This is a genomic window from Verrucomicrobiia bacterium, from assembly GCA_035765895.1.
Taxonomy (GTDB): domain Bacteria; phylum Verrucomicrobiota; class Verrucomicrobiia; order Limisphaerales; family DSYF01; genus DSYF01.
The window spans coordinates 21,404-44,069 of the sequence record DASTWL010000052.1 but is presented as its reverse complement, the minus strand read 5'-3'; the positions used below and the strand labels follow the sequence as shown (position 1 = coordinate 44,069).

At 64.9% G+C, this 22,666-nt stretch carries 15 protein-coding genes and 1 pseudogene; all 16 read left to right on the top strand.

What is annotated here, in order from left to right:
• The coding region (locus VFV96_10990; protein HEU5070920.1) for a serine/threonine-protein kinase at window positions 1-762 on the top strand (762 nt) is incomplete at its 5' end.
• 54 nt (window positions 763-816) lie between these two features.
• Entirely contained in the window at window positions 817-2,466 is a 1,650-nt protein-coding gene (gatB, locus tag VFV96_10985) for an Asp-tRNA(Asn)/Glu-tRNA(Gln) amidotransferase subunit GatB (GenBank protein HEU5070919.1), read from the top strand.
• Window positions 2,467-2,468: 2 nt separating this feature from the next.
• Window positions 2,469-3,263, top strand: a complete 795-nt coding sequence (locus VFV96_10980) for an endonuclease/exonuclease/phosphatase family protein (protein HEU5070918.1) — start codon at window positions 2,469-2,471, stop codon at window positions 3,261-3,263.
• 174 nt (window positions 3,264-3,437) lie between these two features.
• Complete coding sequence (locus tag VFV96_10975) at window positions 3,438-4,223, top strand: prepilin-type N-terminal cleavage/methylation domain-containing protein (GenBank protein HEU5070917.1); 786 nt, start codon at window positions 3,438-3,440, stop codon at window positions 4,221-4,223.
• Between the two features lie 24 nt (window positions 4,224-4,247).
• Window positions 4,248-4,646 carry a hypothetical protein gene (locus VFV96_10970; protein ID HEU5070916.1) on the top strand — a complete coding sequence of 133 codons (399 nt, stop codon included), beginning with the start codon at window positions 4,248-4,250 and terminating at the stop codon, window positions 4,644-4,646.
• A 101-nt stretch (window positions 4,647-4,747) separates the two neighbouring features.
• Window positions 4,748-5,161: a nucleoside-diphosphate kinase gene (ndk, locus tag VFV96_10965; GenBank protein ID HEU5070915.1), complete on the top strand. Its 414-nt coding sequence runs from the start codon at window positions 4,748-4,750 to the stop codon at window positions 5,159-5,161.
• A 135-nt stretch (window positions 5,162-5,296) separates the two neighbouring features.
• Window positions 5,297-5,437, top strand: a complete 141-nt coding sequence (locus VFV96_10960) for a hypothetical protein (protein HEU5070914.1) — start codon at window positions 5,297-5,299, stop codon at window positions 5,435-5,437.
• Between the two features lie 12 nt (window positions 5,438-5,449).
• Window positions 5,450-6,001 (top strand): annotated as a pseudogene (locus tag VFV96_10955) (DUF3826 domain-containing protein).
• 379 nt (window positions 6,002-6,380) lie between these two features.
• Complete coding sequence (locus VFV96_10950; GenBank protein ID HEU5070913.1) at window positions 6,381-7,079, top strand: response regulator; 699 nt, start codon at window positions 6,381-6,383, stop codon at window positions 7,077-7,079.
• A gap of 56 nt (window positions 7,080-7,135) precedes the next feature.
• A complete protein-coding gene (locus tag VFV96_10945) occupies window positions 7,136-9,091 on the top strand; it encodes a response regulator (protein HEU5070912.1) in 1,956 nt (651 codons plus the stop codon).
• A 55-nt stretch (window positions 9,092-9,146) separates the two neighbouring features.
• The gene (kaiC, locus tag VFV96_10940) at window positions 9,147-10,883 is read left to right on the top strand and encodes a circadian clock protein KaiC (protein ID HEU5070911.1); all 1,737 of its coding nucleotides are present in this window, start codon (window positions 9,147-9,149) and stop codon (window positions 10,881-10,883) included.
• Entirely contained in the window at window positions 10,880-11,173 is a 294-nt protein-coding gene (locus VFV96_10935) for a circadian clock KaiB family protein (GenBank protein ID HEU5070910.1), read from the top strand. Before kaiC ends, VFV96_10935 begins: the two co-directional genes overlap by 4 nt.
• Window positions 11,170-17,277: a PAS domain S-box protein gene (locus tag VFV96_10930; protein HEU5070909.1), complete on the top strand. Its 6,108-nt coding sequence runs from the start codon at window positions 11,170-11,172 to the stop codon at window positions 17,275-17,277. The genes VFV96_10935 and VFV96_10930 overlap by 4 nt, the downstream gene beginning before the upstream one ends.
• Complete coding sequence (locus VFV96_10925) at window positions 17,274-20,084, top strand: PAS domain S-box protein (GenBank protein HEU5070908.1); 2,811 nt, start codon at window positions 17,274-17,276, stop codon at window positions 20,082-20,084. Before VFV96_10930 ends, VFV96_10925 begins: the two co-directional genes overlap by 4 nt.
• Complete coding sequence (locus tag VFV96_10920; protein HEU5070907.1) at window positions 20,081-20,473, top strand: response regulator; 393 nt, start codon at window positions 20,081-20,083, stop codon at window positions 20,471-20,473. The genes VFV96_10925 and VFV96_10920 overlap by 4 nt, the downstream gene beginning before the upstream one ends.
• Window positions 20,470-22,539 carry a response regulator gene (locus VFV96_10915; GenBank protein HEU5070906.1) on the top strand — a complete coding sequence of 690 codons (2,070 nt, stop codon included), beginning with the start codon at window positions 20,470-20,472 and terminating at the stop codon, window positions 22,537-22,539. The genes VFV96_10920 and VFV96_10915 overlap by 4 nt, the downstream gene beginning before the upstream one ends.
• The last annotated feature ends 127 nt before the right edge of the window (window positions 22,540-22,666 follow it).

The window sequence follows — 22,666 nt, the reverse complement described above, 5'->3', positions numbered from 1 at the left end:
GACGGGATTTTCTACTACGCGATGGAATACCTCGACGGCTTGAATCTGGCGGACCTCGTGGCGCGCTACGGCCCGCAACCCGAAGCGCGCGTGATCCACATCCTGCGGCAGGTCTGCGGCTCGCTCGGCGAAGCGCACGTGCTCGGGTTGATTCACCGCGACATCAAGCCTGCCAACGTGCTGCTCACCGACCGCGGCGGCGTGCCGGACAATGTGAAGGTGCTCGACTTCGGCCTCGTGCGGCATTTCGGGCCGAACGCCAGCGAGGCGAACCTGCCGGAGTTCGTCGGCACGGAAGGCATCGTGGGCACGCCCAACTTCATCGCGCCCGAGGCGATCGAGAATCCGGATGCCGCGGACGCGCGCAGCGACCTTTATTCCGTCGGCGTGCTCGCCTACTTCCTGTTGACGGGGCATTACATCTTCGAGGGCGCCACCATTGCAGAAGTGTGCCGGCAGCATCTCCACGAATCGCCGGTGCCGCCGGGTCAGCGCAGCGGCCGGCCGATTGAACCGCAACTGGAAGCGCTCGTGATGCGTTGCCTCGCCAAAGACCCGGCGGAACGTCCGCAATCCGCCGCGGAACTCAGCACGGCGCTGGCCGCGTGCCCCGCGGCGGAGCAATGGACGCCGGCCCAACGCTGCGCGTGGTGGGCCGCATATCGCGAAACGCCGCTCCCGCCGTCTCCCACTGCCGGCCGACCGGCGTCTTCAACGGCCGAGAAAACCGTGAAAATTGCCATCGACGACCGGACGCCGTAAGCGAAAATCCGTGTTTCATCCGTGTTTCATCTGTGGCTAAATCGCCGCGCCAACATGGAATACGAAGCTGTCATCGGGCTCGAAACTCACGTCCAGCTCAAGACCAAGTCAAAGATGTGGTGCGGGTGCGCCAACGCGTTCGGCGCGCCGCCAAACACCAACGTCTGTCCCGTCTGTCTCGGCATGCCCGGCGTGTTGCCCGTCGCCAATGAGGAGGCCCTCCGCCTCACCGTGCTCACCGGCTACCTGCTGAACTGCGAGATTCCCCGCTTCGCCAAATTCGACCGGAAGAATTATTTCTATCCCGACTCCGCCAAGAACTACCAGCTCACCCAATATGACAAGCCGTCCACGGCGAACGGCCATGTCGAATTTGAATTCAGTGGTAGCGGGACTGTTGTTCCGCCTGAACCCACCCCTTACCCCTCCCAGGAGGGGAACCAATCAGCGGGGGCGCCTAGCCCGGCTCCACTCCTTGGAGGGGGCGGGGGTGGGTCGGTTCAAGCTGAGAGGATTGGCTCTGGCCTTGCCCGCGTCCGCATCACCCGCGCACATCTCGAAGAGGACGTCGGCAAGAGCACCCATTTCGAGCGCAACAGCGGCGTGGATTTCAACCGCGCGGGCGTGCCGCTGCTGGAAATCGTCTCCGAGCCGGACATCACCAGCGCCGACATGGCCTACGAGTATTTGAATGCGCTGAAGGAAATCCTCCAGCAAGGCGGCGTGTCCGACTGCGACATGGAGAAAGGCATGGTCCGCTGCGACGTGAACATCAGCGTGCGGCCCAAGGGCACGAAGGAACTCGGCGCCAAGATCGAGATCAAGAACATGAACAGCTTCTCCGGCGTGCGCCGCGCGGCGGAGTATGAAATCGCGCGCCAGATCGCCGTGGTGTCCAAGGGCGGCAAGCTCATCCAGTCCACGCGCCGCTGGGACGACGTGGCGGGCATCACCGAGGAGATGCGCACGAAGGAAGACGCGCACGACTACCGCTATTTCCCTGAGCCGGACCTGATGCCGTTCGAGCCGACGGATGCGTGGCTCGCCGAGGTGAAGTCGCGTGTGGTTGAGCTGCCGCTGGTGCGCAAGCAGCGTTTCATGCGCGATTACCAGTTGCCCGCCGGTGACGCCGAAGTGTTCAAGGCGAACGTGGAACTCGGCAATTACTTCGAACAGATCGCCAAGCAGGCGAAGAATCCCAAAGCCGTCGCGAACTGGGTCATTAACAATTTGCAGGCGAAGATTGCTGAGAGTAGCAACCGACCCACCCCTGACCCCTCCCAGGAGGGGAACTCATTTGCGAGCACGTCCGATTCAGCTCCCCTCCTTGGAGGGGATGGGGGTGGGTTCGGGTTGGCCAGCCTGAAGTTCAAGCCCGAGCAACTACTGGAACTCGTCGGCTTGGTGGAAGCCAAGACCATCAGCAACTCCGCCGCGCAACAGGTCTTCGCCGAGATGTTCGAGACCGGCAAAGCGCCCGCCGCCATCGTGCAGGAGAAGGGCCTCGCCCAGGTTAGCGACGCCGGCGCCATCGAAAAGATTTGTGACGAAGTCATCGCGGCAAACCCTGGCCCCGCAGCCGACTTCAAAGCGGGCAAAGTCGCCGCGCTCAATTTCCTCAAGGGCCAGGTGATGAAACTCTCCAAAGGCAAAGCCAACCCCGGCGTCGCCGGTGAGATTCTGGAGCGGAAGTTGAAAGCGTGAGAATGTTTCTCAATTCCCTGCTGTTGCTGCTGGTGCTCATTGGACTCGCCGGCTGCGCGACCCAGACTCCCACGGCGCCGACCCCGCGTTTTCGCGTGATGACCTACAACATTCATCACGGCGAGGGCCTGGACGGCAAAGTGGATTTGGAGCGAATTGCCCGGCTCATCCGTCAGGAGCGCGCGGACATCGTGGCGTTGCAGGAAGTGGATCAGGGCGTGGCACGCACGGCGCGGCGCGATTTCCCGGCGGAACTGGCCCGCCTCACCGGCTTCACCTGCGTGTTCTCCAACAACTACCCTTTTCAGGGCGGCCAATATGGCAACGCCGTTCTCTCACGTTTTCCGGTGAAACGCTGGACAAACCGGCATTACCAGATGCTGCGCCCGAATGAACAACGCGGGCTGCTCCAGTTGGAACTCGACGTGGACGGGCGCGCGGTCGTGTTCCTGAACACCCACATTGACTACCGGGCGGACGACGCCGAGCGTTGGTCAAATGTGGCGGAGATCGAGGCGGTCGCGCGGCAATATGCCGGACGGCCGATCATTCTCTGCGGCGATTTCAACGACACGCCGGGCAGCCGGGTGTATCGGAGAATCAACCAGACCTTTGCCGACACCTGGGCGTTGGCGGGCCAGGGCGACGGCTTCACCATCCCGGCCGATGCCCCGCGCAAACGCATCGATTACCTCTGGATTTCCCGGGACGAATCCGTGGTGCCGCTCAAGGTGCGGGTGGCGCCGTCCGAGGCTTCCGATCACCGGCCCGTGGTGGCGGAATTTCAGTTGCGCTAAACCGCTTTCCGGCACCTGGGCCGCAGCGTTCCAGGCGTCAAGCCAGCCAGGCATCGGGGGGCAGAATTTTCCGGCAAAAGCGCCGGAACGAACGGCGTTGAAATGGATTTGGCGCTGTCCGTCAACTCCCCGCTTGTGCTCCCCTGACGGCAGGGGTAGCTTCCGCGTGTAGCCATGAAAACAAACCATCAGGCGGGGTGTCTTCCACCGTTTCGAGGCTTCACCCTCATTGAACTCCTGGTCGTCATCGCCATCATCGCCATTCTGGCCGCGATGTTGTTGCCGGCGCTTTCCAAGGCGAAGGACAAGGCGATGAATACGGTCGATTTGAACAACAACAAGCAAATCGCGCTCGCCGCCAACATGTATACCGGCGACAACGGCGAATTCCTGCCGAACAGCGGCTGGGGCACGGGCTCTCCGTGCTGGGCTTATGGCGCGAACATCACGCCGACCACCGGCACGAGCGCCGCCGGCTTCGCCAATGCCCTGGCGCAGCAGTTGACCTATTTCCGCCAAGGCCAGTTGTATCCCTATCTCAAGGCGGAACAGGTCATGATGTGTCCCGCCGACAAGGTGAACACGCTCTTTTATCAGCGCGGCATTTTGTTCACGAGCTACGTCTGGAACGGCGCCATCAATGGTTACGGTTCCTCAGCCGGAAAATCGTTCAAAATCACCCAGTTCAAACCGCTGTCCGTGTTGATGTGGGAAACGGACGAGCGCACGCCGTTCTACTTCAACGACGCTTCGAGTTTCCCCGACGAAGGCATTTCCGAGCGGCATGGCAAAGGCGCCACGATTGCCCTGTTCTCGGGCAGCACGGAACGCATCAACGTGAAGGGCTGGTATGGCAATGAATTCGCCGGCACGGCGGGCCAGCGCGGCGGCGGCATTCCCGCAACCATGCTGCCCAACCGCGCCTGGTGCAATCCCGCCACCGCCAACGGCCGTCCCTGAAACCGGTTTCATCTTTTTCCCACCGTGAAAATCAAAACGCTTTCCCATCGGTTGATCGTGGCCGGAGGCGCAATGTTGCTGCTCGCTGGCTGTGGCAAAAAAGAGGCCGCCGCTCCCATCCCAAGTCCAGATCAGACCGCCGTTCAGCCGGCACAACCGGAGGCTGCGGCGACGCCCGCGCCCGCGGCCGCGCCCGACTCCCGGTTGACGGAAAGCCAGAATGCCCTGGCAGCCCGTGACTACGACCGGGCGGCGGAGGCCTTGATTACCCTGCAACGCACACAATTGAATGAGCAACAGGCCGCGGCTGCAGCCGCGCAAATGCGGCAGCTCCAAAGCAGCCTCGCCGGTGCCGTGGCCGGAGGCGACCCCAAAGCCATCGCGGCCGCCCAACGGCTGCGGCAGGCTTCCATGGTTCGTTGATACCGCCCGCGCCCGGTTCGTCGGGCCATTTCGTTTCCCTCCGGTGGCGGCGCAGAGTTGACCTGCGTCCCCGTTTCAGGTAGCCACGCGCCCCAACATATATGGAAACGACTTTGATCCTGTTCAAACCTGACGCTCTCACCAAAAACCTCGTCGGCCAGGTGCTCACACGCTTTGAAAGTGCCGCCTTGAAAATCCGCGGCATCAAGATGCTCCAGTTCAGCGACGCGCTGTTGCAGGAGCACTACGCCCACATCGCCGCCAAGCCGTTCTTTCCCGAGGTCCAGAAATTCATGCAGCAAACCCCCGTCATCGCCCTCGCCCTCGCCGGTGACAACGCGGTGGCCCGCGTGCGCGAACTCCTGGGACCAACGGATTCCCGCAAGGCCGCCAAGGGCACAATCCGCGGTGATTTTGGCGTGGATGTGATGGTCAACGTCTGTCACGCCTCCGATTCCCCGGAAACGGCCGCCGCCGAGCTGAAGCGCTTTTTCCAGCCGGGCGAATTGTTCTGACGCCTGCGGGCTCGACCAAGGCGGGCCTTTGCCCCTGCTTTTTGCGGTCCGTCGCGGCCATTCGGACAGCCCTTCGGGCGAAAAAAGCATGGGGACGGGATTGCGGATTTCGCGGCCCCGCTTTGAATGAAGGGCATGAGAACTTTCCCCGCCCGTCTGGCCGCCTGGTTGACGTTCCTCGCGTTGGTCATCGCATCGCCCCGCGGTCATGCGGACACCCCGGCGACCAGCGCCGCCACCGACACGGACGCCGCCCACACCCGCACCATCACCTAACGTTCCGCGAAGATTGTGGCAGCACTGGCCCTGCACGACGCCGCCCAATCCAACCGCGTGCAATCGATCTTGGTCGGCCAATACCGCGCGCTCAATGCGTGGCGCAATGCAAACGATCCGCAGTTGAAGGCGCTCAATAAAACTGCTCATGGCGCCGATGCGGGCGCGGCGGCGGCGGCGCGCCAGGAAATGGACCGGCGGAAAGCCACGCCCTGACGGTGCACCATGCGTTCCTGAAGCAGCTCGCGGCCGAACTCAGCGCGGCGCAAGTGGAAGCCATCAAGGACGAGATGACCTACCACAAGGTCAAGGTGACCTACGACGCCTACTGCGAAATCGTCCCCCCAACTGACGGCCGAGGAAAAGGCGCACGTGCTGCAATTGTTGAAGGACGCGCGCGAACTCGCCATGGACGGCGGCAGCGCCGGGGAAAAGTCGGCGATTTTCAACCAATTCAAAGGAAAGATTAACAACTATCTCACCGCGCAGGGCCACAACGTGAGCCAGGTCTACAAGGATTGGCGCGCGCGCCAAAAAGCCAGGGCCGCGACGAAAAAGCCGTAGAACGCGCGCACACCTTCTGCCGGACGGGAAGCTCCGCAAGGCAACGCCTGGAGCGGTTCAACTTCAACCCAGTCACACGGCACCGACCATTGATGCGGAGGAACAATTCGCCGCCGCCGCCCGGGCCGCTGTATTCATGGACAGGCGGGGATTCACGAGCTAGCATGTCACAGACGCGCGCGCTTCCCCGTTGGATTCGCCAAACTTCTCGCTCCGGTGCGATGGCACGATCCGGGCTTGCTCAAGGTTGACATGCGCGAAAGACCCGGTTCCATTTGTTTGTGGCGCAAACAATTCCAAACGCCCCCAACTGTGTAATCGTCACTCATAGTCTGTTGTGCGGGTGCAGCGTTACTGGTTTCTTTAGCATGCAACATTTGTGAGCAGCAACGACGTAAGGATTCAATTTGGGAAGGAAGTCCGGGCCTGGCGGGGACGGCTGGGGATTTCACAGGAGGAGTTGGCGGAGCGCGCGGGACTGCACCGCACTTATGTTTCCGACATCGAACGGGGCGCTCGCAACGTCTCTCTGGGCAGTGTCGAGCGGCTGGCGCGCGCCTTTTCGCTGCCCGTCGCCACGCTGTTTGCCCCCAGCGCCATCACCAACACCCCGCCACCGCCCACGGATCCGCTCGACGGTCAGCTGGTGGACATCCTGTATGTGGAGGACAATCCCGACGACGTCGAGTTGACCTTGCGCGCCCTGAAAAAGGCGAACATCCAGAATCAAATCCACGTGGTTGGGGACGGCACCGCCGCGCTGGACTTTTTGTTTTGCACCGGACCCTATGAACAACGGCAGCGGACCAATCAGCCCGAGATGGTTCTGCTGGACCTGAACCTGCCCAAAATCGGCGGCGTGGAGGTGCTGCGCCGCATCAAGGCCAGCCCGCAGACCCGCGACATCCCGGTGGTCGTCCTCACCGTGTCCCGCCGGCACCCGGACATTTTCATCTGCAAGCAACTCGGTGCCGAGGCTTACATCGTCAAGCCGATCGACCTGAAAAACCTCGGTGACGTTGCCCAACAGTTATGCATGCATTGGGCCCTCATCAAAACCCGGACGCCCCGGCCTTGACCGCCGCCGGAAAAGCCGCGCGGACCAACAAAGGCCACGCTTGACTGTCCCGTCTCATGAATAGCGCTCCCAACTCCGCCGCCTGCCAGCCGATCAACATCTTGATCGTGGAGGATTCGTCCGACGATGCCCTGCTCCTGGTCCACGAATTGAAATCGTCGGGCTTCGAACCTCAGTGGCAGCGGGTGGACACTGAACCGGATTACCGCGCCCGCCTTGGCGAGCACCTCGACGCGGTTTTCTCCGATTTTTCACTGCCGGCCTTTTCCACGCCAAAAGCGTTGGAAATCCTCCGGGAAAGCCGGCTGGACGTGCCCTTCATCATTGTGTCCGGCACCATCGGCGAGGAGCGTGCCGTCGAATGTTTGAAGGCCGGGGCCGTGGACTATGTGCTGAAAAACCGGCTGAATCGGGTCGGTCCTGCGTTGGAGCGGGCCCTGCGCGAGACCCGCGAGCGCAAGGAGCGTCAGCGCGCCGAGGCGACGCTCCGCGAGAGCGAGGCCCGCTTCCGGCAACTGGCCGAAAACATCAATGAGGTGTTCTGGATCACCAACGCGGACAAAAGCGAGATGATCTATGTCAGCCCCGCCTATGCCACGATCTGGGGGCGGACTTGTGAAAGCCTTTACGCGCAGCCCCGGAACTGGATTGACGCCGTGCATCCGGATGACCGGCCGCGCGTGCAGCAGACGGCATTGACGCAACAGCGAACCGGCAACTACCAGGAAACCTACCGCATCGTCCGCCCGGACAATTCCATCCGCTGGATTCGCGACCGTGCCTTTCCCGTTTACGACAAGACCGGCCAGGTGGGACGGATCGTCGGCACCGCCGAGGACATCACCGAACAGATTCAACTCGAAGAGCAACTGCGGCAGGCACAGAAAATGGAGGCCATCGGGCAGCTCGCCGGCGGCGTCGCGCACGACTTCAACAACCTGCTCGCCGTCATTCACTGCAACGCCGAGCTGATGCAGATGGACGCGGCGCACTTGAAAGCCGAGGACATCGAATGCCTCCAACAGATCATCAACGCCTCCGAACGGGCGGCGGGGCTCACGCGGCAACTGCTGGCGTTCAGCCGCAAGCAAATCATGCAGCTCAAGCCGCTGAACCTGAACGACGCCATCGCCAATTTGACCAAGATGCTGCACCGCATCATCGGCGAACACATCCATCTTCAGTGCAAATATGCCGCCCCGCTGCCGCTCATTCAGGCCGACCTCGGCATGATCGACCAGATCGTCCTGAACCTTTCGGTCAACGCGCGGGACGCAATGTCGCACGGCGGCGATTTGACGATTGTGACATCGGTGGAGTCGATTGACCCGGAATACGTCCAGGTGTATCCGCAGGCCCATCCGGGCGAGCACGTGTGCCTGGCGGTCACGGACACCGGCTGCGGCATCCGGCCGGAAATAATGTCGCGCATCTTTGAACCGTTTTTCACCACCAAGGAGGTCGGGCGTGGCACAGGGCTGGGACTCGCCACGGTTTACGGCATCGTCCAGCAGCATCGCGGCTGGATCAACGTTTACAGCGAAGCCGGCCACGGCACGGTGTTCCGCATCTATTTCCCCGCGCTGCCCGAGGCCGGCGGCACGGCACAAAAAACCACCACGGCCGCCGCGGTGCGCGGCGGCAGCGAGACGATTCTGCTGGTTGAGGATGAAACCCAGTTGCGCGGCCTGGCCCGCTCGGTTCTTGAACGGCGCGGTTACAAGGTGCTTGAAGCCAGCTCGGGCGTGCGTGCGCTCGAAGTGTGGCGGGCGCACCGCGACCAGATTCATCTGGTTCTGACCGACATGATTCTGCCCGAGGGCCTCAGCGGCCGGGAGCTGGTGCAGACGCTGCGGCAGGAAAAGGCCCGCTTGCCCGTCGTTTACACGAGCGGTTATAGCGCGGGCGTGGATGGCAACGATTTCGCCGAGCAACAGCGCATGGTTTTCCTGCAAAAACCGTATTCCCCGACGACCCTGGCCGGGGCCGTGCGCAGCGCGCTCGATTCCTGAACACCTTGGCGGGTGCGGGCTTGCACCTCCCCACTCGCCGCCCCACAGTGGGCGCATGAAGCATTCGCTCGTTTCGGGATCGCTGACCAAGGCGGCCACTGGCATTGAGGGGCTGGATGAAATCACCCAGGGCGGGCTGCCGCGCGGCCGGGCCAGTCTGTTGATCGGTGGTCCGGGTTCGGGCAAAACCATTCTCGCCCTGCAAACCCTGGTCAACGGTGCGCGGCAGCACAACGAGCCCGGCATCTTTGTCACCTTCGAGGAGGATTCCCGCCGCGTCATCACCAACGCCGCCGGCTTCGGCTGGGACCTGCCCCGGTTGCAGCGCCGCAAACTCTTCTTCCTCGACGCCCGGCCCAAACCCGATCTCGTCACGGCGGGCGCCTTCGACTTGAACGGCCTGCTCGCCGGCCTGACCGCCAAGGTCCGCTCGTTGCGCGCACGGCGGATTGTGTTCGACTCGATTGACGTGCTGTTGGAATTGCTCGCCAACCCGGTGGCGGAGCGGCGGGAAATTTACCGGCTGCACAACTGGCTGCTCGAACAGGATCTGACCGCCATCATCACCGCCAAAGCGTCCGGCGAACGCGCGGGCCCGCCCGGATCGGCGCCGTTCGGCTTCATGCAATTCATGGTGGACTGCGCCATCGTGCTGAATCACGACCTGGTGCAGGGCGTATCGCAGCGCAATCTGCGCGTGGTCAAATACCGCGGCTCGGCCTTTGCCGAAAATGAATCCCCCTTCGTCATCGGCACGCAGGGGTTCGAGGTGGCCGGTGCGCGCGACCTCACGCAGCGGGTGACCCGGGCCACGACGGAACGCGTGTCGAGCGGCGTCGCGCGCCTCGATACGATGCTGGGCGGCGGGTATTTTCGCGGCGCCAGCGTGCTGATCACCGGCTCGCCGGGCACAGCGAAATCCACCCTGTGCGGCACGTTTGCCGAGGCTGCCTGCCGGCGCGGCGAACCCACGCTGATGGTGAGCTTCGATTCCGAGCCCTCCGAACTGGTGCGCAATCTGGCGTCGGTGAACATCAAGCTGGCCGGCCACCAGAAACGCGGGCGGCTGCGGGTCGTTTCCATGCGCAGCGGCGTCAACAGCGCGGAGGTGCAGTTCATGCACATCAAGGGACTCGCCCACGCCCACCGGACGCGCTGCCTCGTGATTGACCCGGTGTCCGCCCTGGCCAAGCAGGGAAACGAATTGACCGCGCACAGCGTCGTGGAACGTTTGACGGACTGGACCCGGGCCGCGGGCATCACCCTGCTGTGCACCAGCCTGCTGGACGGCGTGCGGCCGGAAAGCGAAAGCACCCCGCTCCAAATCTCGACCATTGCGGACACGTGGATTCACCTGAGCTACCTCGTGCATGCCGGCGAACGCAACCGCGCGCTGACCATCATCAAATCGCGTGGCACGGCCCATTCCAACCAGGTGCGGGAACTGGTCCTGGGCCATGACGGCGTCACAATGGCCGATGTTTACGCCGCCGGCGGCGAGGTGTTGATGGGCACCTTGCGCTGGGAAAAGGAGCAGGCGGAACGCCTCGATCAACGGCGCCGGGAAACCGAAGCCCGGCAGCGGCTCACGGAAATCCGGCAGGCCGAAACCGAGCTGGCCGGCCGGCTCGAGACGCTGGAGCGCGAGCTGGCCGCCCGCCGCGCCGAGCGGGAACGGTTGACGCGGGCCGAGAACCGACGCCAGAATCGCGCCGAGCTTCGCCACCGCCAGGTGCGCAAAATGCGTGGCGGCGACGTGCAGCCCAAGGAAACCAACGCCGACGAGCCATGAGCCGTTCTGCCGCCTTTCACTTCCGCCTTTATGTGGTGGGCGACGCCCCGAATTCCACCCAGGCCATCGCCAATCTCGACGCCCTTTGCCGCGCGTATCTGCCGGACCGGCACCGCATCGAAATCGTGGACGTATTGCGCGAGCCCGCCCGCGCCCTGGCGGACGAGGTGCTGCTGACGCCCACGCTCGTCAAGCTGGCGCCGGCGCCGAAACGCAAAATCATCGGCAATCTGAGCGAAACAGCCACCGTCCTGCAAGTGTTGGGCCTGCGCCCCCCAAAAACCGCATGAAATCGCCCAAGAAAAAAACGGCCCCGCGCGCGGGCGCCGCCCGCAGGGCCGCGCCCGCGCTGGACAAGGTGGCCGCGCTGGTCCGCCAGTTGCGCGAGGCGGAACAGCAGTTGCAGGAATTGACCGGCGGCCATCTCGACGCGGTGGTGGGCTCCGGCGGCCAGCCGTATCTGCTCCGCGAAGCGCAGGAACGCCTCCGCCACAGCGAGGCCGCGCAACGGCACCTGGCCGAAACGCAGGTGGCCATTCTGAACGCCCTGCCCGCGCACGTCGCGCTCCTCGATTCGCAGGGCTTCATCGTCTCGGTGAACGATTCCTGGCGGCGCTTTGCCGGGGCCAATGATCTTCAGGGCGAGCAATGTGGCGTCGGGCAGAATTATCTCGTCATTTGCGACGTCGCCACCGGCGCGTGCGCGGACCAGGCCCACGAGGCGGCCGCCGGCATTCGCGCCGTGCTGAGCGGCCAGCGACGGAGTTTTGCCCTCGATTATCCCTGCCATTCCCCGGCGGAAAAGCGCTGGTTTCGGCTCATGGTGTCGCCGCTGCACGAGCATGTTCCCAGCGGCGCCGTGGTGATGCACATCAACATCACCGAGCGGAAGCTGGCCGAGGAAACGTTGCGCGAAAGCGAGGCGCACTACCGGATTTTGTTCGAGTCCAACCCGCAGCCCATGTGGGTGTATGACCGGACGACGCTGCAATTCCTCGCCGTCAATCACGCCGCCATTGCGCACTACGGCTACTCGTATGACGATTTCCTCCGCATGACGATTGCGGACATCCGGCCCGCCGAGGATGTCCCGGCCCTGCACCAGGTCGTGAAAACATCCGGCCGGGGCATCACCTATTCCGGCGTGTGGCGGCACCGCGTGAAGGACGGCCGGCTGATCACGGTGGAAATCTCCTCGCACCCGATCGAGTTCGCGGGCCGGCCCGCGCAACTGGTGCTCGCGCTGGACATCACGGAACGCGCCGGCATGGAGGCCGCGCTGCGCGCCAACGAGGCCAAACTGCAAACCGCCCAGCGCATCGCTCACCTGGGCCACTGGGAACTGGACCTCGCCACCGGGCATTTGAGCTGGTCGAAGGAGGCCCACGCGATTTTCGGCGTGCCGCGGGAACAGTTCGGCGCGGATTACGCCGCCTTCCTGGCATGCGTGCATCCGGATGACCGGGCGCAGATGGAGTCAAACCAGTCCCGCAGTCTCCAGGAGCACAGCGCGCTCGACCTCGAACACCGCATCGTGCGGCCCGACGGCACTGTGCGCTGGGTGCGCGAGCGGGGCGAACTCGTGAAGGACGAGACCGGCCGGCCGGTGCGCCTGGCCGGCACCGCGCTCGATATCACCGACCTCAAGGAGGCGGAACTGCGCGTGCGCGAAGCGGCCGAACTGCTCGCCAGCGCGCAGCGCATCGCGCGCATGGGCAGTTGGGACATGGACGTGCCCCGCAACCGGCTGGCCTGGTCCGCGGCCACCTGCGATTTGTTCGGCATCACCCCGCCGGAATTCGGCGGCACCTTTGAGGATTTTTACCGCTTCATCCTGCCCGAGGATCTGCCGGATTACAACGCCGCCCATGCCCGCGTCACGCCCGACCGGCCGCTGTTGGAGGCCGAGTATCGCATCCGCCGGCCGGACGGCTCGGTGCGCTGGATGTTCGAGCGCGGCAACGTGGAGTTCGACGCCGCAGGCAACGCCGTGCGCCGCCTGGGCATGGTGATGGACATCACCGAGGAACACATCGCCCACGAGGAATTGGAGAAAACCGCGGCGCTCCTGCGTATCGCGGGCAAGGCCGCACACCTCGGCGGCTGGAGCATCGAACTGCCCGGGCGCAAGCTGACCTGGTCGGACGAAAGCTGCCGCATCCACGACCTGCCGCCGGGCTACCAGCCGACCCTCGAGGAGGGCATCAATTATTTCCCGCCCGAGGCGCGCGAGGTGCTCCGCGAGCACTTTGAGCGTTGCGCGCGGGACGGCATGCCCTACGACCTGGAGCTGCCGAAAATCACCGCCACCGGCCGGCGCATCTGGGTGCGCACCATCGGCGAAGCCGTGCGGGACGCCGACGGCCGCATCATCCGGCTGCAAGGCGCGTTTCAGGACATCACCGAACGCAAGCAGGCCGAACAGGCACTGCGCGAAAGCGAGGAACGCTTCCGCGAAATGGCCGAGAACATCGGCGACATTTTCTACAACTACGACCCCGTTCACGACCGCCTGCTCTATGCGAACCGCGCTTACGAGCGCATCTGGGGGCGGCCGCTCGAAAGAGTTTACACCAATCCCACGGCGCATCTGGACGACGTCCTTCCCGCGGACCGCGCCACGGCTGAAGGCGCGCTCCAGAAGCAGATTGCGGGCGAAGCCTCGGACGTGACGTTTCGCATCCGGCGCCCGGACGGCGAAATCCGCTGGGTGCAGGAGCAGGCCGTGCCGGTGAAGGACGCCCGGGGACGCGTCGAGCGGATCGTCGGGACGATGCGCGACGTCACCGAACGCGTGCAGGCCGAACAGGCGCTCCGCGACAGCGAGGAGCGCGTCCGCACCACGTTCAACGCCGCGGCCACCGGCATCGCCATTGCCGAGGCGGGCGGCCGTTTCCTGCTGGCCAATCCCGCCTTCTGCCGCACGGTGGGCTACACGGAAACCCAATTGCAGGGGCTCGAATTCGAGGCCATCACGCATCCGGACGACCGCGCGGCCGCCACGCAGTTGATCGCGGACCTGCTGGCCGGCAGACAGAACGAGGCCATTGTCGAAAAGCGTTACCTGAAGAAGAAGGGCGGCGTGGTCTGGGTGCGGGCCGGCCTGTCCGTTGTCCGCACCGGCGAGGGCCGGGCCGACCGGATTATTTCCGTCACGGAAGACATTACCGAACGCAAGGCCACCGCGGAGAAGCTCGCGCGCAGCCGGGCGTTGCTGGCCATTGCCGGGCGCGTGGCCCGCATCGGCGGCTGGTCCGTGGACGTGACGAGCCGCAGCATTCATTGGTCGGACGAAGTTTGCGCCCTGCACAACATGCCGCCCGGCTCAACTCAGGACGTGGCGGCGGGCATCAATTTTTACGCACCGGAATTCCGGCCCATCGTCAGCGCGGCCTACGAGGCCTGCGCGCGGGACGGCACGCCGTTCGACCTCGAACTGCAACTGGTGCCGGCCGGCGACGACGGCCGCCGCATCTGGGTGCGCGCCATTGGCGAGGCCCTCCGCGACCCGGCCGGGAAAATCGTCCTCGTCCAGGGCGCGTTGCAGGACATCTCGGATCGCAAGGAAGCGGAGGCGGCACTCCGCCACACCGCCGAGCGCCTCGAAACCACGCTGGAAAGCATCACCGACGCTTTCTTCACGGTGGATTCGGACTGGCGTTTCACCTACGTCAATCAGGAAGCCGAGCGGCTGTTGCGGCATTCGCGGACCGCGCTGCTGGACGGGAACCTCTGGGAAATTTTCCCCGAGACGGTCCAGACCTCCGTTTATGAGAACTATCAAAAGGCGATGCGCACCGGCGAAAGCGTCCACTTTGAAGTTTACTATCCGCCGTTTGATGGTTGGTTCGCGATCCACGCCTATCCTTCTTCGGAGGGACTGGCGGTCTATTTCCAGGACGTCACGGCCCAGCGCAACGCCCAGGAGGCGCTACGGGAAAGCGAGGAACGCTTCAAGAACGTGGCGCGCGCCACCGCCGATGCCGTGTGGGATTGGGACCTCAAAAGCAACGCGCTCTGGTGGAACGACGGCATCACCAAGTTGTTCGGCCACGCGGTCGAAGAACTGGAACCGGACGTTGCATCCTGGAAGAACCGCATCCACCCCGCCGACCAGGAACGTGTGGTGCAGGAGATTCATCGCGTCATCGACGGCCAGGGCGAATATTGGTCCGACGAATACCGGTTCCGGCGGCGCGGCGGTTCGTATGCCTACGTGCTCGACCGCGGTTACGTCATTCGCAACCGCGAGGGCAAACCGGTGCGCATGGTGGGCGGCATGACGGACTTGACGGAACGCCGCCAGGCGGAGGAGGCGCTGGCCCGCTCCAACCGCGCCCTGCGGCTGCTCAGCGCGGGCAGCGAGGCCCTGGTGCATGCCACCGACGAGGGGCAATTGCTGCAGGAGATTTGCCGGCTGGCCGTGGAACTGGGTGGCTACCGCATGGCCTGGGTGGGCTACACCGAAAATGATGACGCCCGCAGCATCCGCCCGATGGCCCACGCCGGCGACGAACGCGGCTACCTGACCGCCGTCAAATTGAGCTGGTCGGAGGGCGACCCGGCCGGCCGCGGCCCGGCGGGCACCAGCATCCGCACCGGCCAGCCCGCCACGTGCGGCGACATCACGGCGAGCGACGCCTTCTTCCGCTGGCTGGACGCCGCCCTGGAACGCGGCTACCGGAGCGTGATCTGCCTGCCGTTGCGGCAGGAACAGCACACGTTCGGCCTGCTGGGATTGTATTCCGGCGAAGCCGTCGAGGCCGGCCCCGAGGAAATCAAGCTGTTGCAGGAGCTGGCCGACGACCTCGCCTTCGGCATCGGCGGCCTGCGCACCCGCGCCGAACGCCGCCAGGCGCAGCAGGAAATCGCCCGCCAGGCCGCGCTGCTCGACAAGGCGCGCGACGCCATCCTGGTCCGCGATCTGGAGCACAACGTCACCTACTGGAACAAGAGCTGCGAACGGCTTTATGGCTGGACCGCCGCCGAGGCATTGGGCCGCTCCATCCACAGCCTGATTTACCGCGACCGGGCGGATTTCGACAAGGCCGTGGCCGAGGTGCTGGCCCGGGGTGAATGGGCCGGCGAACTGCACCAGCTCAGCCGGGACAAACGCGAGCTCACCGTCGAGGGCCGCTGGACGCTGGTGCGCGACGAACAGGGCCGGCCGCGCTCCGTGCTCTGCATCAACACCGACATCACCGATAAGAAGAAAATCGAGGCGCAGTTCCTGCGCACGCAGCGCATGGAGAGCATCGGCACCCTGGCCGCCGGCATCGCCCACGATTTGAACAACGTGCTCGCCCCGATCATGATGTCCGTCGAGCTGCTGAAACAGCAGGTGCAGAGCAACGAGGCCCGCACCATGCTCGCCACGTTGCAGGGCAGCGCCCAGCGCGGCGCGGACCTCGTCCGGCAGGTGCTCTCCTTCGCCCGCGGCGTCGAGGGCGCGCGGGTGGAGGTGAGCTGCCCGCACCTCCTCCGCGACATCCAAAAGATCATCCGCGACACCTTCCCGAAAAACATCACCTTCGAACTGCTGGCACCACGCGACCTCTGGCTCGTGACCGGCGACCCCACGCAGTTGCACCAGGTGTTCATGAACTTGTGCGTGAACGCGCGCGACGCCATGCCGCACGGGGGCCGTCTGACCGTCCGGCTCGAAAACGTGGTGCTTGACGAGGTGTATGCCGGCATGAACCCCGAAGCCCGGGCGGGCAGTTTTGTCAAAGTTGAGGTGAGCGACACCGGCGCAGGCATTCCGTCCGCCATACGCGACAAGGTCTTCGAGCCGTTTTTCACCACCAAGGAGATCGGCAAGGGCACCGGCCTCGGTCTCTCCACCACCCTGGCCATCGTCAAGAGCCACGGCGGCTTCATCCAGCTCGAGAGCGAGCTGGGGCGTGGCACGCGCTTTGAAATCTACCTGCCGGCGCAGGTCGCGGAACCGGCCGCGTCCGACAAGTCCACCGAACAAACCCGGCTGCCGCGCGGCCACGGCGAACTGATCCTGGTGGTGGACGACGAGGAGGCGATTCAGCGGATCGCAAAAAGGACACTCGAACGGTTCGGCTACCGCGTGCTGCTCGCCAATCACGGCGCCGAGGCGGCCGCCGTTTACGCCCAGCATCAGGACGAAATCGCCGCCGTCATCACGGACATGGCGATGCCGGTGATGGACGGCCCGGCGCTCATCGTCGCGCTCAAGGCCATGAATCCACGCGTGCGCATCATCGGCTCCAGCGGCCTGACCTCGAACAGCAGCGTGGCCCGGGCGGCCGGCACCGGCATCGAGCATTTCATCCCCAAGCCCTACACCGCCGAGGCCATGTTGACGACGCTCAGCACCGTGCTCAAAGCGGGGGCGGCACCCACCGGCACCATTCACCCATGAGCGATTCCCCCTCCAGCGTCGCCGTCGCACCGGCCGGTCCCGCCGACCGGCGCGCGCCGTTCGACGTGTGGCCGCTGCGCACGCGCGCGTGGTGGATTGTGGGCGGCTACACGCTGTTTGCCACGCTGTGGATTCTGTTCTCCGATGAGGCGCTGCGGCGGCTGATTGACGATCCGCGGCTGCTCATCCGCATCAGCATTTACAAGGGCCTCGCGTTCGTCATCGTGACCGCCCTGCTCCTGCTCGTGCTGGTATGGCGGGTGTTTGGCGCGATGGAGACGGGTTACGCGGCCCTGCGCGAGCACAAGACGGAGATTGAACGGCTCAACCGGCTCTATGCGGCCCTGAGCCGCATCAACCAGACCATCGTGCGCGCCGGTTCGCGGGACGACCTGTGCCAGAAAGTGTGCGACGTGCTGGTGCAGCAGGGCGGGTTCACCATGGCCTGGATTGGCCGGCCGGAACCCGAAACGCGCCGCCTGCTGCCCGTGGCGCGGGCGGGCGACGACAACGGCTACCTGCAGACCATTTACATTTACACCGACGACCGCCCCGAGGGCCGGGGGCCGACCGGCCGCGCGTTTCGCGAGGGCCGGCCCTACATCTGCAACGACATTTTCAACGACGCCATTACGCAACCGTGGCGGGCCGAGATGGCGCGGCGCGGCATTCTGGCCTCGGCGGCGTTCCCCATCCGCCACCGCCAGCGCATTCACGCGACCCTGACGGTTTATGCGAACACGCGCGGCTTTTTCCAGGACCGCGAGGCGGCGCTGCTGGAGAAGGCCGCGGGCGACATCGGGTTCGCGCTGGACAATTTTGACCGTGAAGCGGAACGCGCCCGCGCCGAGGAACTGGCGCGCCGCGAGGAACAGTTCTCGGCGGCGATGATCGAGAGCATGCCGGGCATCGTTTATTTCTACGACGAGCACGGCCGCTTCCTGCGCTGGAACCGGAACTTTGAAATCGTTTCCGGCTATTCGACCGCGGAAATCACGCAGATGCATCCGCTCGATTTTTTCGCCGAGGCGGACCGGGCGGTGCTGGGCGAACGCATCGCGGAGGTGTTCACGCGGGGCGATGCGTTCGTCGAGGCGCCGTTCCGCTCCAAGGACGGCCGCACCACACCCTACCTGTTCACCGGGCGCCGGGTGGTCTTCAACAATTCGCCCTGCCTTGTCGGCATGGGCGTGGACATCACCGCACGCACGGAGGCCGAGCAGCGCTGGCGCGAGGCGCAGGACCGCCTGGAAGTGGTCACGGAAAATTTGCGCGAGGGGCTGATCATCGCCACGGCGGACGGCGAACTCTTCCGCTGGAACACGGCGGCGCTGCGGATGTATGGCTTCGACAACCCGGAACAGGCGCACGCGCATCTGCAGGATCTCACGTCCGTGTTCGACCTGGCGACGCTCGACGGCGCCGTGCTGCCGCCCGAACAGTGGCCGTTTGCGCGGGTGCTCCGCGGCGAGGCCCTCGCGGGGCTGGAACTGCGGATTCGCCGGCGCGACCGGGACTGGACGCGCGTCTTCAGCTACGCCGGCTCGCGTGAGCGTTACCGCGACGGCCAGACGCTGGCGTTCCTGACCGTGCAGGACATCACGCAGCGGCACGCGGCCGAGGAGGGCCTGCGCGCGAGCGAAAAGCGCTACCGCACGACGCTCGAAAGCATGATGGAAGGCTGCCAGTTGATCGGCTTCGACTGGCGTTATCTTTACCTGAACGCCGCCGCCGCCCGGCACAACCGCCGGTCCAACGAGGATTTGCTCGGCCGCACCTTCACCGAGGCGTGGCCCGGCATCGAACCATCCGCGGTTTACCGGCTGTTGCAACGGTGCATGACCGAACGCATCCCGCTGCACGACGAGGTGGAATTCGCTTTTGCCGACGGCGGGAAGGCGTGGTTCGACGTGCGCACGCAGCCGGTGCCCGAGGGCATCTTTGTGCTTTCGCTCGACATCACGGAACGCAAACAGGCGGAAATGACGCTGCGGGTTTTGAACCGCACCCTCGAATTGCAGGTGGCCGACCGCACCGCGGAATTGCAGGCGGCGCTGACCCGCGCCGAGGCCGCCGACCGGCTCAAGTCCGCGTTCCTCGCCACGATGTCGCACGAGTTGCGCACGCCATTGAACTCGATCATCGGCTTCACCGGCATCGTGCTGCAGGGGCTGGCCGGGCCGTTGAACGCGGAGCAGACCAAGCAGCTCGGCATGGTGCGCGGCAGCGCGCGGCACCTGCTGGAGTTGATCAACGATGTGCTCGACATCTCCAAAATCGAGGCCGGCCAGCTCGAGGTGCGCGCCGAACCGTTCGATCTCGCCGCCTCGCTCGAACGCGTGGTGGCGTCAGTGAAACCGCTCGCCGAACAACGCGGCCTCGCGCTCACCGTGGTTGTTCCGCCGGCCCTGGGTGAAATGATCAGCGACCGCCGGCGCGTGGAGCAGATTCTCCTCAACCTGCTCAACAACGCCCTCAAGTTCACCGAACGGGGCGGCGTCTCACTCACCGTGGAACGGGTCCCGGATTTCCAGGCGGAGCCGGATGCGGCGCCACGGCCCGCCGTGCGCCTGCGGGTGGCCGACACGGGCATCGGCATCCGGCCCGAGGATCTCGCCACGCTGTTCCAGCCATTCCGGCAGATTGACACGGGGCTGACGCGGGAACACGAGGGCACGGGCCTGGGCCTGGCCATCTGCCGCCGGCTCGCGCTGTTGCTGGGCGGGACCATCTCCGCCACCAGTGTCTGGTCGCAGGGCAGCGAGTTCACCGTGCTGCTGCCGCTCCAACCCGCTCCCAAGCCATGAACCGCACCGTCCTGTTGATTGAAGACAACGATCAGAACCGTTACCTCGCCACCTACCTGCTGGAGCAGCACGGCTACCGCGTCGTGGCGGCGCCGGACGGGCTGCGGGGGATCGCGCTCGCGCAGGCATCCCCGCCGGATCTCATCCTGCTCGACATTCAACTCCCGCGCATGGATGGCTACGCCGTGGCGCGCGCGTTGCGGGAGATTGCGGCGCTCGACCGCATTCCGATCATCGCCGTCACCTCCTACGCGATGGTGGGCGACCGGGAGAAATCCCTCGCCGCCGGCTGCAATGGCTACATTGAAAAACCGATCAACCCGGAAACCTTCATTGCGGAAATCGAACGCATCGGTTTCCCCTCACCCGGCTCCCCGAATGCTTTATGACGCGCGTCCTGATTGTTGATGACAAGGAGGACAACCTCTACTACCTGCAGGCGCTGCTGGGCGGCCACGGCTTTGCCGTCGAAGCGGCCCGCCACGGCGCGGAAGCCCTGGTCAAGGCGCGGCAAAATCCGCCGGACGTGGCCATCTCGGACCTGCTCATGCCGGTGATGGACGGCTACACGCTGCTGCGCCACTGGAAGGCCGATCCACGGCTGAAGCAAATCCCCTTCATCGTCTATACCGCCACCTACACGGAGCCCGAGGACGAACGGCTCGCGCTCAGTTTGGGCGCGGACGCCTTCATCCTGAAGCCCGCCGAGCCGGACGCGTTTCTCGCCCGACTCCGCGAGGTGCAGGACCGGCCGACCGCCCCCCGGCCCGCCGCCCCGACGCCCGCGCCCGGGGATGAAAAGGAATTGCTCAAGAACTACAGCGAGACCCTCATTCGCAAGCTCGAGGAAAAAACGCTCCAGCTGGAGGAGAGCAACCGCGCCCTCCAGCAGGACATTGCCGGCCGGCAGGCGGCGGAGGAGCGGCTGCGGGAGAGCGAGGAACGCTTTCGCGCCACCTTCGAGCAGGCCGCCGTGGGCATTTCCCACGTGGACCTCGACGGCCGGCTGCTGCGCGTGAACGACAAGCTCTGCGAAATCACCGGCTACACGCGCGAGGAGCTCCTCGAACGCACCTTCCTCGACTTGAGCGCGTCCGAAACCCAGGCCGAAAGCGACGCCGCGCGCCGGGCCATGCTCGCCGGCCGCCAACACACGTTCACAACCGAAAAGCGCTACCAGCGCAAGAACGGCTCCAACGTGTGGGTCAACGTGGTCATCAGCCTGCTGCGCGACGAAACCGGCGCGCCCAAGTATTTCATCGCCGTCACCGCCGACATCACCGAGCGCAAAATCCTGGAGGAGCATTTCCTCCGCACGCAACGCATGGAAAGCATCGGCACGCTGGCCGGCGGCATCGCGCACGATTTAAACAACGTGCTGGCGCCGATCATGATGTCGGTTCAGATGCTCCAGACCAAGGTGACGGACGAGGAGGGACGTTCACTCCTGCGCACGCTCCAATCCTGCGCGCAACGCGGCGCCGACCTCGTCCGGCAGGTGCTCTCCTTCGCGCGCGGCATGGAGGGCCAGCGCGTGGCCGTCAACCTTCGGCATATCGGGCAGGACATTCAGAAAATCATCCGCGAAACGTTTCCCAAGCAGATCGAGTTCACCCTGCACACCGGCCGCGACCTCTGGCCGGTGCCGGGCGATCCCACCCAATTGCACCAGGTGCTCATGAACCTCTGCGTCAACGCGCGGGACGCCATGCCCGACGGCGGCCGGTTGACGGTGACGCTGGAGAACGTGGTGCTGGACGAGGTTTACGCCGGCATGCACCCCGAAGGCAAACCCGGCCCCTACGTCATGGTCAAGGTCGCCGACACGGGCATCGGCATCCCGCCGGAAATTCGCGACAAGATTTTCGAGCCGTTCTTCACCACCAAGCCGCTCGGCAACGGCACGGGCCTGGGGCTTTCCACGACCCTGACCATCGTGAAAAGCCACAACGGCTTCATCAACCTTTACAGCGAGCCGGGCAACGGCACCAAGTTCAAGGTCTATTTCCCCATCGAAGGCACCACACCAGTCGCTGACCCCACTCCCACGGACAAGGCCGGCCCGCCCCACGGAAAAGGAGAAACGGTGCTGGTCGTGGACGACGAGGAAAACATCCGCCGCGTGGCGCAATCGACGCTTGAACGGTTCGGTTATCAGGTGCTGGTCGCGGCCAACGGCGCCGAAGCGGTGTCCCTTTACGCGAAACACCGGGCCAAAGTCGCCCTCGTCCTGACCGACATGGCCATGCCTGTGATGGACGGCCCCGCCACCATCACCGCGCTGCGGGCCATCAATCCCACCGTGGCCATCGTGGGTTCGAGCGGCCTGGCTGACAACGCCGTGGTGGCCCGCGCCATGAACAACGGCATCTGCCATTTCGTGGCCAAGCCCTACACCGCCGAGGCGCTGCTCCAAAAAATTCACGACGTGCTCCAGGAAACCGGCCCGCGCTGAAGCGGCGCACGCGCCCGGTTGCCTGCCACCGCCGTCGCGGAGCCGAAGCGAAGCCCCGGCTGTCCCTGCCCGGCCGTTCTTTCCCGGCTTGTTCCGGTGCGCGGAAAGGCTATCCTGTCCGCCTTTG

What these genes read in the sequence shown, in the direction of transcription:
- kaiC (HEU5070911.1), top strand. Translation starts at nt 9,147, where the DNA reads ATGAAGCATTCGCTCGTTTCGGGATCGCTGACCAAGGCGGCCACTGGC.
- VFV96_10920 (HEU5070907.1), top strand. Translation starts at nt 20,081, where the DNA reads ATGAACCGCACCGTCCTGTTGATTGAAGACAACGATCAGAACCGTTAC.
- VFV96_10945 (HEU5070912.1), top strand. Translation starts at nt 7,136, where the DNA reads ATGAATAGCGCTCCCAACTCCGCCGCCTGCCAGCCGATCAACATCTTG.
- VFV96_10930 (HEU5070909.1), top strand. Translation starts at nt 11,170, where the DNA reads ATGAAATCGCCCAAGAAAAAAACGGCCCCGCGCGCGGGCGCCGCCCGC.
- VFV96_10935 (HEU5070910.1), top strand. Translation starts at nt 10,880, where the DNA reads ATGAGCCGTTCTGCCGCCTTTCACTTCCGCCTTTATGTGGTGGGCGAC.
- gatB (HEU5070919.1), top strand. Translation starts at nt 817, where the DNA reads ATGGAATACGAAGCTGTCATCGGGCTCGAAACTCACGTCCAGCTCAAG.
- VFV96_10975 (HEU5070917.1), top strand. Translation starts at nt 3,438, where the DNA reads ATGAAAACAAACCATCAGGCGGGGTGTCTTCCACCGTTTCGAGGCTTC.
- VFV96_10915 (HEU5070906.1), top strand. Translation starts at nt 20,470, where the DNA reads ATGACGCGCGTCCTGATTGTTGATGACAAGGAGGACAACCTCTACTAC.
- VFV96_10980 (HEU5070918.1), top strand. Translation starts at nt 2,469, where the DNA reads ATGTTTCTCAATTCCCTGCTGTTGCTGCTGGTGCTCATTGGACTCGCC.
- ndk (HEU5070915.1), top strand. Translation starts at nt 4,748, where the DNA reads ATGGAAACGACTTTGATCCTGTTCAAACCTGACGCTCTCACCAAAAAC.
- VFV96_10960 (HEU5070914.1), top strand. Translation starts at nt 5,297, where the DNA reads ATGAGAACTTTCCCCGCCCGTCTGGCCGCCTGGTTGACGTTCCTCGCG.
- VFV96_10925 (HEU5070908.1), top strand. Translation starts at nt 17,274, where the DNA reads ATGAGCGATTCCCCCTCCAGCGTCGCCGTCGCACCGGCCGGTCCCGCC.